Here is a 12,004-nt window from a genome sequence, read left to right on the forward strand (position 1 = left end):
ACGGAATCTATGAAAGAGGTTGATATAATGAAAACATTTCTTTCCGCCTTACAATGGGCGCTATTTATTTTAGCTGGGAGCCTTATTGTACCAATTAGCGTTGCAACTAGTTATGGCCTAGGTGGTGCAGAAGCTATTGCATTCGTACAAAGAACATTATTTGTTCTTGGCTTTGCCGGTCTACTGCAAGCTATATTTGGACATAAACTTCCTATTCAAGAAGGTCCCGCAGGACTTTGGTGGGGGATTTTCTCCCTTTACGCAAGTTTAGGTGTCGTATTATTTGGGTCAAGCAATGAAACGCTTAAAGTCCTTCAATACGCCTTCCTATTAAGCGGCATTATTTGTATTATTCTTAGCGTTTTTGGACTTATTGATAAACTAGTTCGCTATTTTACACCAACAGTCATTGGAACGTACTTATTTCTTCTTGTTGCACAACTTAGTGGTTCCTTCTTAAAAGGAATGTTCGGCCTTGATGGAAAACATACAGAAGTACAACCTAATGTATTTATTCTTTCACTCATTGTTATTTTACTATCCTTTTTCGTCATGAAGCTACCTATTATTGGGCAATACTCTGTTCTTTTCAGTATCGTTTGCGGCTGGATATTATTCGCGTGCTTTGGGTTGTCTAATCCAGTAACGCCTGTGACAGATATAATTCGTTTTCCGTCCCTATTTGTTTTCGGAATGCCTCGTGTTGAATGGAACATGGTAATTACGGTCATATTTGTTACATTATTACTTCTAACAAATATGTTAGCAAGTATTCGTGTTGTGCAAAAGATTGTCTCTAAATATGAAGAAAATACTGCATCAGATCGTTTTAAACAGGCCGGCATTATAACCGGAATCAATCAATTGCTAGGCGGCCTGTTTTCGGCTATCGGACCTGTCGCTATTTCTGGGTCAGCAGGTTTTATTGCAACGACTAATATTTATAAACGCCTCCCATTTATATTAGGGTCAAGCTTTATTATTGTCGTTAGTATATTCCCAAAGATCACTTCATTCTTTGCAGCAATACCAGTTGCAGTTGGTTATGCCGCTATTTATCCTGTATTTGCAAGCATGATTGGCCTCGCCTTTCGCGAATACGAAACTGTACAGGATAAAGAACGATTATTTAAAGTAGCGGGTCTTTCAATCTTTACAGGAGTCGGGGTTATGTTTGTTCCAGCAGAAGCATATTCCACTCTTCCACCATTTCTAGCTTCGTTCTTAAGTAACGGTCTCGTTCTTGGGGCTGTAATGGCAATCTTGCTCGAAATACTATTTTCTCGTTCAACAGGAAAACAACCATCGTAAATTGGCAAACTTCCATTATTGCACTCTATCTTTAGAGTTGTTACGATAATAATAAAGCGTGACTAATAAATAGTTGCAAATAAGTGTATAAATTATCATGGGCAATACACCCATGGTAATTTATACTAACAATACAGAACTTCTCCTAGCTTCATATAAAGAAGTTCGATGTCTTACTATATATTCCCCAATATCTTCATAAAACTTTATTTCTATTTCAACAAAGAGAGGAATTTTCAATATGACTTATAAAATGATTGTTTTAGATTTAGATGATACTTTATTACGTGACGACCATACTATTTCACCTCGCACGAAAGAAGCTCTAATGACTGCACAAGAGCAAGGTGTAAAAGTTGTACTTGCTTCTGGTCGTCCAACATTTGGTATGCGCAATGTGGCGAAAGAACTTCGTTTAGAGGAATACGGCAGTTTCATTCTATCTTTTAATGGCGCAAAAATTATTAACTGTAAAACAAACGAAGAAATCTTTAGTAGTACGCTATCTCCTGAAATCGTTCACAACCTATTTGAAATTAGTAAAACGGAAGATGTATGGATTCATACTTATATGGGCGATGATATCGTAACGGAAGAAAATAATCCTTATACTGAAATTGAGGGCGATATCACTGGTATGCCAATTGTTGTAGTAGATGACTTTAAAGCCGCAGTTAAAGAGCCTGTAGTAAAAATATTAATGAATAAAGAGGCTGAACGCCTTGTTGAAGTTGAAAAGAAACTACAAAAACAACTAGAAGGTCAATTAAGCGTTATGCGTTCAAAACCATTCTTCTTAGAATTTACAGAAGCCGGTGTTACAAAAGGAACGAGCTTAAACAAACTGATTCAAAAGCTTGGCATTAAGCGTGAAGAAGTTATCGCAATGGGCGATAGCTATAACGACCAAGCAATGATTGAATTTGCTGGTCTTGGCGTTGCAATGGGCAATGCACCTGATGATATTAAAGAAATTGCAAACTACGTAACAGATACAAATATGAACGATGGTGTTGCAAAAGTTGTAGAGAAATTCGTTTTAAAAACGGATGTACTTGTTTAATATTTTCATTCACAAAACCTATTTGAAGTCAAATACTTCAAATGGGTTTTTATTTAAATTCTCATGCTTTTGTGACTATATTTTGAACTTTGCACTATTCTCGTAGTGTAAAGTTCCTTTTTGTATATAATGAAACAAAATAGACTATTTTATTTTGAAAAAGAATACAAATTTATTATATACAAGCATACGTTAAAGGAGGCTACTTTATGTTATCTACACCAATCGGACGATTAAGAGCAATTGGACTAGTTGAGGGTATTTCTTTCCTATTACTATTATTTGTAGCAATGCCATTGAAATATTTCGCAGGATTTGCAACAGCTGTTAAAATTACAGGCATGGCTCATGGTGTTCTATTTATTCTATTCATCTTTGCAGTAATTCAAGTAACAATCGTACACCGTAAATCAATTTTATGGGCACTTGGAGCATTCGTTTCATCAGTTATCCCATTTGGTACTTTTGTACTAGATGCAAAATTAAAGAACGAGCAACAATAATAATAAAAAGGTAGTTAACGACTGTTAACTACCTTTTCTATTTATAAATTTGAAATTTCCCAATCAATTTCTCTCTCACCCATATTAGCTAAAATCGTATTTACTTTAGAATACGGCTTACTACCAAAGAAACCACGTCTTGCCGATAATGGGCTTGGATGTACAGATTCGATAATATGATGATTCGGATTCGTAATTAACTTCTTCTTCGCCTGCGCATGGCGCCCCCACAATATGAAAATAACTGGCTTTTCACGTTCGTTCAACAGTTCAATCACACGATCTGTGAAATGCTCCCATCCTTTTCCCTTATGAGAATTTGCTTCACCTTGACGAACTGTTAATACGGTATTTAGTAATAATACTCCTTGTTCCGCCCATTTTACTAGATAACCGTTATTCGGGATTTCATAACCATATTCATCTCGCAGTTCTTTATACATATTTAACAATGATGGTGGTGTTTTAACACCAGGTTGTACAGAAAAGCTTAAACCATGCGCTTGATTCGGTCCATGATATGGATCTTGTCCTAAAATAACAACCTTTGTATTTTCATAACTTGTATACTGAAGAGCGTTAAAAATATCTTCTACCTTCGGATAAACAACATGCGTGCTGTATTCTTCTGTCAAAAAACTGGATAGAGTAAGATAATACTCTTTCTCGAATTCTGGTGCCAATAGTGGCTCCCAATCATTCTTTAAAACATTTTCCATACTGTCACTTCCTGTCTAATTAATTCACCATATCCTGTCTTGTAAATACTACGAACGAAATAATAAGGGAAACAACTGCCCAAACAGTTAAATTCATTAAAGAAAATCCCATCGATAAACCTTGTAATGCAGGTAATTTTCCTGATAAATAATCCGTTAATGATAAATTTACACTAAAAATATATTTCGCACCTTCCCAAGATGTTGCGAACGAGCTTAAAATACCGCCTGCAATTAATGCAGCTAGCATAACGCCCATACCAGCTGGTGTATTACGAATTAAAACAGAGACCATAAATGATATAGTTCCGACAACGATAGCAACAAACCAGGCTAGTCCATACGCCATTAAGATGTATTGCCACTGTGGAATAAGATGCACAAAGTTCGTATTTAACGTTTCCTTATCAATGACGAATCCTGTTAAAACAGGTAAATTCCATCCCGAGTACCCAAATACAAGCCCTGATAATATGTAAGCAAACAAACCTACAAGAAATAGTATGAGCGAAATGAAAAATAACATCGTCACGTATTTACTAAGGAGTATTTTCCAGCGCCGAATCGGCCGCGTAAGTAACATCTTCATCGTCCCATCACTTCGTTCTCCTGAAACGATATCAATGGCGACAATCATTACGAGAAGCGGAATAAATAATGTAATTCCTTGTTCAATAAATGCTCTGACAAAAGTCGGTGCACCCGGTGCCATCGGATTAATATCATGATCTAAATAATATTGTTGTTGCTCAACTCTTACCTTTAACCAATCACGCCATTCTTCTGGCAACCTAGAATTGTTCAACCGGTTCTGAGAATCAACAATTTGCTGTTGCAATGAAACCTTCCAATCAGTTGTACCGAGTCTTTTTTGTGTCGTTTCTATTTCACGATACTGCGCGTACACAAAAAGCGGGATCAAGATTGCTAAAATAAGCATGACAACAAAAATACGTTTCTTGCGGTAAATCTTTTCTGATTCATTTAAAACTAGATTCGCAAATTCACGCATGCTGCTCACCCCTTGTGAGTTCAATAAATAAATCTTCTAGCGTAAATACAAGCTCCTTAACGCTATGTACATCTATTTCATTTTCGACAAAGTGTTTATTCCAACTACTTATAGATGCAATATCCATGCGGCATAGTAATCGCTCGCCTTCTACACTCACTTCTCTTATTTCCTCGGCCGCTTCTAGCATATCTTTCGCCTTAGAAATCGGTGTAACAATCCATTCTACACGATCACTTGCTGTTTTAATTAATTCTTCAACCTTGGCAACTGTTATCATCTTTCCTTTATGAATAATAGCAACGCGATCGCATATCATTTGCACTTCACTTAGCAAGTGACTTGAAATAAACACGCTCATATTTTCTTCTTTTACAAGCTTATGTATAAATTCCCTAAGTTCTCTAATCCCTGCTGGATCTAAACCATTCGTTGGCTCATCTAATATGAGCAATTTTGGATTCCCAAGGAGCGCCTGTGCAATTCCAAGGCGTTGTTTCATACCAAGTGAGTACGTTTTTACCTTGTCATGAATTCTTTCATCTAAATGAACCATTTCAGCAATTTCAATAATACGTTCATCTGATATATCACCTAACATACGAGCAAATTGCTTTAAATTTTCCCATCCCGTTAAATATGTATACAACTCTGGGTTTTCAACGATACTCCCAATTTGACGCATCGCTTCTCTAAAATTTTCCTTAATCGAATAACCACCGATAGAAATCGTACCTTCTGTCGCCTTAATCAATCCGACTAACATTCGAATGGTAGTCGTCTTTCCAGCACCATTTGGTCCTAAGAATCCGAACACTTCTCCTTGCTTTACATCAAAGGAAATATTCTCTACAAGAGTCTTCTTTCCAATTACCTTCTTCAAGTCTCGTACGGAAAGTATCGTCGTCATTTTACCCCTCCTTGTTCTAGTTTTAATTTACTTACAACATTTTGAACTAAACGTTCTGCCATATACGTATAACCTACTTCGTTCGGATGGAAATGATCAGAGTATAATAAATCTTTCCCACGGTTTTGGAATAAATCAAATGTCGGTGTAATATACACATTTTTATCGTTTAGCGCTAACTTCTCTAAAGATGCATTCCAGTCCACAACAATGTTTGAAGACCCTTTTAAATCTTCTACATCTTCAAAAGGATTGTATAAACCAAGCCAAAAAATCGGACTATCTGTATTTAATTTACGAATTTCTTCTATAATTTTCTTTGCTTCATTTTGAAATGTTTCTGTGTCAGGACGATACGTCTCTAAATCTATTTTCCCAAGCGATTCCCAGCCTGGGAACAAATCATTCCCACCAATCGTTAACACGATTACATCTGCTTGTTTAATCGAATATTGAGCGCCATTACTTTCAATTTGTTTTAATAAATCGGGCATTTTTGCACCACTAACTGCTAAATTTGTTAATGCAATTTTTTGCTTATAATCTTTTTGTAAATCCTCTTTCATTCGCCCAACATAGCCAATTCCTTCTTTATCACCAACGCCACGCGTTAATGAATCACCTAAACTGACGATTTGTAACGTTCCCGTTTTCTTTTTCTCTTTTGCCACTACATCGGTCTTTTTAATTAAATTTGAAGCTTTCGGATTTAATACATCATTTACACCTGAAACAAAGCCATATGCAAATAAACAGAAAGATGCAATTGTAATGAGTAGAATTACTTTTACTACTTTTGATCTCATATCAAAACCCCTTTTAGCCCTCATAGATTGTCCATAATTATACCAAACGAAATTTTGAAAAGCGATTTTCATACCTTCTCAATTATGTCGTTTCTCTTTCTACTAACTCCGGTAATAACTCTATATGCTTCACATCTAATTTCTCTTCATTAATCTTTTCATATAATAATTCGAACGCTTTCACTCCAACGTTTTTACTAGAATGCGAAATCGTCGTTATACCCAATATATCTGCCACCTCTTGATCATCACACCCGATAATCGTAATGTCCCCCGGAATACGAATTCCTTGTTTTTTTGCTTCTGTAACCATCCCCGCTGCAATATGGTTACAAGATACAAGGAACGCCGTCGGTTTTACTGACATATAAGCCCATTCTCTAATTACATTGCGCCCATCTTCCACTGTAAAACAACCCTCAAATTTCCAGGTCTCTAACGGTGTTACGATACTCTGTTGAAGCGAATCTTCATACGCCTTCTTTCTTCTTTGGCTATTAACACTATTACTTCTTCCAATACAATATCCAATACGTGTATGGCCGGCATCTATTAAGCTTTTCATCCCACGTGAAAATACTTTGTAGTAATCGATATGGACACTTGAAATGCATTTTGAATCTATTTCTTCACACATAACAATCGGGCCGAATTTCGTATATTCTTCAAGCTTCTCCTTACTATTTGCCCGAGAACAAATAATAACCCCATCAAGCTTTTTCATTTTTAACATATTTAAAATTTCTAGTTCTCTTTCTTCGCTATAATTCGTCTGGCAAAGCATCATATTATAATTATTCTTTGCTGTTTCCTTTGATATCCCCTCAATAATAGCACTATAATATTGATCATTTACGTGCGGTAATAAAACACCAATTACATTCGTTTTTCCTTTCACTAAATGAATTGCATTCACATTTTGCGTATAATTTAACTCTTCTATAATTGCTAAAATTTCTTTTCGTTTCTGTTCATTTACGTACGGATGATTATTTAGTACACGTGAAACAGTTGAAACAGATACCCCAGCGAGTTCCGCAATCTTTCTTATATTCGTCATCTCATTTTCCCCTTTTCACAAAAATTCTCCCTTGACCTGGTAAGCTTTCCACAATATATCCTTTCCTAGCAAATACATTTTGAAAGGATATACAACTATGCTTCGATTCAAATTAGAACATATATTTTTCATTGGTGGTCTACTTATTCTCGCCATCGGTATTAATATGATGACGACAATTACTTCCTTTGGACTTAGCCCTTATGATTCCTTCTTTATTGCACTATATCAAAATTTCGGGATAAGTATCGGTTTTTGGATTTTCATGATTAACTTTGCTTTTACCCTTATCGTCCTCTTTTGGAATAAAAGACAAATTACAATCGGTACAATCGTAACAATGGTTCTTATCTCTCTTTTTGTTGATTGGATTGGTTCCATTACAACTATTATGGACGCTGTCCGCTCTCTTCCAAAATATATAACACTTATTTGCGGAAATCTATTCGTTGGAGCCGGAATTGGTCTTTATGTCTCTACAAACCTTTGTGCAGCACCGCAAGAAGCTTTCGTTTTAACAGTTGCTGAGAAAAAGAAATGGACATTTAGAAAAACAGAAATTTCATTAGCATTTTTATTTTTAACATTAAGCTTTTTATTAGATGGACCTATCTATTTTGGAACAATCATCTTATCTTTTACAACAGGCTGGATTATTCAAGCATTTATTCAAGTTGGTACGAAGATTTTAAATAGAAAAAAACCTATTAAGCAAGCCGCTTAATAGGTTTTTTTCTTAGAGGGGATACTACTTTGCATCCCCTTCAATTCGATAATTTGCCTTCACACAATCTATTTCTTCATACCCTTGCAACGTATGTAGAATATAATCATAATCAGCAAGAGACGCACGATGCGTTACAATTACAATTTCAGCCTTTCCTTTCTCTTCAAGAGGCATTTGAATAATCTTTTCAAAGCTAACACCACGCTCAGAGAATAATGAAGTGATTTTTGCAAATACACCAATTTCATCTTTTACATGAAGTCTTAAAAATTTCTTCACAACAATTTCGTCTGGCTCTTTTAATACCTTTTTATACTGCGGGGATACTGCACTATTTCCGTTTACACCTAATCTAATATTTTGCATGACAGCTACTAAATCTGAAACAACAGCTGTTGCTGTTGGTAAACTTCCTGCACCTGGTCCATAAAACATCGTTTCTCCAACTGCTTCACCATACACATATACAGCGTTATATTCGTTTTGTACGGCCGCAAGAGGATGTGTATTTGGAAGTAGTGTCGGTTCAACTGTAACCTCTAATTTTTCACCATCTCGCTTCGCAAGACCGATTAATTTAATCGTGTATCCTAAACTCTTACTGTATTCAATATCTTCTTCTGTAATAGAAGTAATCCCTTTTACCTTCACATCTCCAAGCTCTACATTTGTAGAGAAACCAAGGGTAGCCAAAATCGTCATTTTTCTTGCTGCATCTAAACCTTCTACATCTGATGTTGGATCTGCTTCTGCAAATCCAAGTTGCTGGGCTTCTTTTAACACGTCGTTATATGCTCTCCCTTCATCTGACATTTTCGTCAAAATAAAATTTGTCGTTCCATTTACAATTCCCATTACTTTCGTAATAAGATCTGAAGAAAGTCCTTCTACGATACTTCGTAAAATCGGAATCCCTCCGGCTACACTGGCTTCATAAAATAAATCAGCTTTATTATCTTTTGCTACCGCTAATAGTTCCGCCCCATGTAACGCCATTAAATCTTTATTGGCAGTCACAACATGCTTCCCGCTTTGTAAAGCTTGCAAAATATATGCTTTTGCATCATCAATGCCACCCATTACTTCGATGACAACGTCGATGTTTGGATTGTCTAAAATTTCATGTGCATCTTGTGTTAATAGAGTAGAAGGTACCTCTACTTCTCTCTCTTTTTCAATATTTTGTACTAGTACTTTCGTTACTTTTACAGGACAACCTACTTGGTGTATAAGTCGCTCTTGGTGATCTGTAATGATACGAACTACCCCGCTACCAACTGTCCCAAGACCTAATAAGCCAACTTGAATTTCTTTCATAATACTGTCCACCCCTCAAAAATTGTGTTTAGATGAAATTATATGAATAAAAAATCTGAAAAACAATGTTTTTTGAACATTCGGAAAAATATAGGTTAATCTTTACAAAGAAAACGTTGCCACGTGTGACACAATCTTTTTTTATAATACATAAGGGGTTTCTTGATACACGTAATAATTCAGCCAATTAGAGAATAATAGATTCCCATGGCTTCTCCACCGTACAAGCGGCTTCTCATTTGGATTATTATGCTTAAAATAGTTTTTCGGCACATCAATATTTAACCCTTTTTGGCGGTCCCGTTCGTATTCTTGCTTTAACGTATCACAACTATATTCACTATGCCCAAGCGCAAACACTTGTCTTCCTTCCTGCCCAATAACAAGGTGAACACCTGCTTCCTCAGAGTTTGCTAATAATGTTAACTCTTTCACCTCTCTAATATCACTCTCTCGTACTTCTGTATGACGCGAATGCGGGGCGAAAAACAATTCATCAAAACCTTGTAACAGTTTCACATGTTGCTCACGGACTTCATGTTCAAATACACCAAACATTTTTTCCTTAAGAGGATACTTTGGAACGCCATAATGATGATACAAACCAGCCTGTGCCCCCCAGCAAATATGAAGCGTAGACGTTACATTCGTTTTTGAATACTCCATAATACGTTTAAGCTCTTCCCAATAATCTACCTCTTCAAAAGAAAGGGTTTCAACTGGTGCTCCTGTAATAATGAGTCCATCAAATTTCTCATTCTCAATATCACGGAATGTTTTATAAAAACTTGTTAAATGTTCCTGTGCTACATTACGGGACAGATGTGATTCCATATGAAGTAAATGAACATCTAATTGCAATGGTGTATTTCCAATTAAACGAAGTAGTTGCGCTTCTGTTTCTTGCTTTGTAGGCATTAAATTTAATATGGCAATTTTCAATGCTCGGATATCTTGTGTTTCTGCTCGCTCTTTTGTCATCACAAAAATATTTTCCTCCTGCAACACTTTGCGAGCTGGTAAATCTTTATCAATTATGATCGGCATGTTCTTTGCCTCCGACTAGCGCTGCTTCTAAATCTGCAATAATATCAGAAACATCTTCTATACCAACCGATAAACGAATTAAATCTGATGTAACGCCAGCTAAACGCTGATCTTCAGCGCTTAATTGTCTATGCGTTGTGCTAGCAGGATGTATAACGCAAGTTCGTGCATCCGCTACATGCGTTACGAGAGTTGCTAGTTTTACATTGGCAATAAACTCTTTCGCAGCTTCTAATCCTCCCTTAATGCCGAATGTTAAAACACCACTAGCACCTTTTTTCAAATACGTTTGTGCTAACGAGTAATTTTCATTACTATCTAGTCCCGGATAATTCACCCATTCAATACGTTCATGATCAGCAAGCCACTTAGCAACTGCGAGAGCATTTTCACTATGACGCTCCATTCTTAAATGCAACGTTTCTAAGCCGATATTGCTAATATACGCATTAAATGGGCTCATACAGTTTCCATAGTCTCTTAATAATTGAACACGTGCCTTTACAATATAAGCTGCTGCACCAAAATTTTGAACGTAACTTACGCCGTGATAACTTGGATCTGGTTCAACAAGTTCAGGATATTTCCCATTTGTCCAATCGAAGTTCCCTCCATCAATAACAATGCCACCTAACGAACTTGCATGACCATCGATATATTTCGTCGTAGAATGAACAATAATATTTGCTCCATGTTCAAATGCTTGGCATAAATAAGGAGTTGCTAATGTATTATCCACGATAAACGGTACTTCCAACTCTTTCGCTGCATCTGAAAATTCTTTGAAATTTAAAACGTTCATTGCTGGATTTCCTAGCGATTCTGCATAAACGAGTTTCGTCTTATCATTAGCAAGGGCCACAATCTCATCAGCAGTTAAATTCGGATTAAAGAACGTAACATCAATACCAAGCTTACGCAAACTCACTCCAAATAAATTAAACGTCCCGCCATACACTGTGGAAGAACAAAGCAAGTGATCTCCGCTACTACAAATATTTAAAACAGCAAGCATAATAGCAGCTTGCCCAGAAGCCGTTGCAACAGCTCCTACACCACCCTCTAAATCCGCTAACTTTTGCTCAAATGCAGCTAAAGTAGGATTTCCAATACGCGTGTAGATATATCCTTCTGCCTCTAAATTAAATAGCGCCGCTAAATCATCTGAAGTATCGTATTTATACGTTGTACTTTGATAAAGCGGTAAAACACGCGGTTCACCATTCTTTGGCGTATAGCCGCCTTGCACACAAATCGTTCCTTTTCCCCATGATTTTCCCATTTCTCATTCTCCTTTCTTTTATACAAAATAAAAAACTGCTCCTTTCCTGAAAACAAGAAAGGAGCAGTTTGAAAACACGCTCTAAAGGCTCTTTCTTATCTTTCAGGATTACTACCTGCAGGATTTGGCACAATTCCGTTATACGGCTGTTGCCAAGGTTTCATCGGGCCTGTCCCTCCACCTTTTCTTGATAAGACTATGCAATTACCGTTGATTTTATAGCAATAATTTCCTAATGTCAATTAGT

12 protein-coding genes and 1 riboswitch are annotated in these 12,004 nt (G+C 36.4%); of the genes, 4 read left to right on the top strand and 8 right to left on the bottom strand.

Annotated elements, in window-relative coordinates; all coding sequences use genetic code 11:
• Positions 1-27: 27 nt before the first annotated feature.
• The 3 genes from AC2CGR_RS21770 to AC2CGR_RS21780 all read left to right on the top strand — a co-directional run bounded on the left by AC2CGR_RS21770 (position 28) and on the right by AC2CGR_RS21780 (position 2,877).
• Complete coding sequence (locus AC2CGR_RS21770; protein ID WP_484481140.1) at positions 28-1,311, top strand: purine/pyrimidine permease; 1,284 nt, start codon at positions 28-30, stop codon at positions 1,309-1,311.
• Positions 1,312-1,552: 241 nt separating this feature from the next.
• Positions 1,553-2,374, top strand: a complete 822-nt coding sequence (locus tag AC2CGR_RS21775) for a Cof-type HAD-IIB family hydrolase (protein ID WP_087968496.1) — start codon at positions 1,553-1,555, stop codon at positions 2,372-2,374.
• A 209-nt stretch (positions 2,375-2,583) separates the two neighbouring features.
• Positions 2,584-2,877 (top strand): DUF3817 domain-containing protein, encoded by a 294-nt coding sequence (locus AC2CGR_RS21780; protein WP_000953396.1) that lies wholly within the window; start codon positions 2,584-2,586, stop codon positions 2,875-2,877.
• A gap of 41 nt (positions 2,878-2,918) precedes the next feature.
• Here the strand turns inward: AC2CGR_RS21780 and AC2CGR_RS21785 are convergent, their stop codons facing one another.
• From AC2CGR_RS21785 to AC2CGR_RS21805, 5 genes are read right to left on the bottom strand one after another with little or no spacing between them, the layout of a single operon-like run.
• Positions 2,919-3,596 (bottom strand): uracil-DNA glycosylase, encoded by a 678-nt coding sequence (locus AC2CGR_RS21785; RefSeq protein ID WP_270184634.1) that lies wholly within the window; start codon positions 3,594-3,596, stop codon positions 2,919-2,921.
• Between the two features lie 19 nt (positions 3,597-3,615).
• A complete protein-coding gene (locus AC2CGR_RS21790; RefSeq protein WP_087968497.1) occupies positions 3,616-4,608 on the bottom strand; it encodes an ABC transporter permease subunit in 993 nt (330 codons plus the stop codon).
• Positions 4,601-5,518 carry an ABC transporter ATP-binding protein gene (locus AC2CGR_RS21795; protein WP_088308136.1) on the bottom strand — a complete coding sequence of 306 codons (918 nt, stop codon included), beginning with the start codon at positions 5,516-5,518 and terminating at the stop codon, positions 4,601-4,603. Before AC2CGR_RS21795 ends, AC2CGR_RS21790 begins: the two co-directional genes overlap by 8 nt.
• Positions 5,515-6,396 carry an SGNH/GDSL hydrolase family protein gene (locus tag AC2CGR_RS21800; RefSeq protein ID WP_002022849.1) on the bottom strand — a complete coding sequence of 294 codons (882 nt, stop codon included), beginning with the start codon at positions 6,394-6,396 and terminating at the stop codon, positions 5,515-5,517. The genes AC2CGR_RS21795 and AC2CGR_RS21800 overlap by 4 nt, the downstream gene beginning before the upstream one ends.
• A 10-nt stretch (positions 6,397-6,406) precedes the next feature.
• Complete coding sequence (locus AC2CGR_RS21805) at positions 6,407-7,384, bottom strand: LacI family DNA-binding transcriptional regulator (RefSeq protein WP_087968499.1); 978 nt, start codon at positions 7,382-7,384, stop codon at positions 6,407-6,409.
• A 97-nt stretch (positions 7,385-7,481) separates the two neighbouring features.
• On the opposite strand from AC2CGR_RS21805, the gene AC2CGR_RS21810 reads away from it, so the two are divergent.
• Entirely contained in the window at positions 7,482-8,108 is a 627-nt protein-coding gene (locus tag AC2CGR_RS21810) for a YczE/YyaS/YitT family protein (protein WP_029441130.1), read from the top strand.
• A gap of 24 nt (positions 8,109-8,132) precedes the next feature.
• Here the strand turns inward: AC2CGR_RS21810 and AC2CGR_RS21815 are convergent, their stop codons facing one another.
• The 3 genes from AC2CGR_RS21815 to AC2CGR_RS21825 form a co-directional block, all read right to left on the bottom strand.
• Entirely contained in the window at positions 8,133-9,428 is a 1,296-nt protein-coding gene (locus tag AC2CGR_RS21815) for a homoserine dehydrogenase (RefSeq protein ID WP_000659095.1), read from the bottom strand.
• Between the two features lie 141 nt (positions 9,429-9,569).
• The gene (gene metA, locus AC2CGR_RS21820) at positions 9,570-10,475 is read right to left on the bottom strand and encodes a homoserine O-acetyltransferase MetA (RefSeq protein WP_001121520.1); all 906 of its coding nucleotides are present in this window, start codon (positions 10,473-10,475) and stop codon (positions 9,570-9,572) included.
• On the bottom strand, positions 10,459-11,757 hold the full coding sequence (locus tag AC2CGR_RS21825; RefSeq protein ID WP_087968500.1) for a bifunctional O-acetylhomoserine aminocarboxypropyltransferase/cysteine synthase: 1,299 nt from the start codon (positions 11,755-11,757) through the stop codon (positions 10,459-10,461). Before AC2CGR_RS21825 ends, metA begins: the two co-directional genes overlap by 17 nt.
• Before the next feature lie 92 nt (positions 11,758-11,849).
• A riboswitch (SAM riboswitch) is annotated at positions 11,850-11,954 on the bottom strand.
• Between the last annotated feature and the right edge of the window lie 50 nt (positions 11,955-12,004).

It is taken from the genome of Bacillus sp. LSHTCR4, from assembly GCF_057197025.1.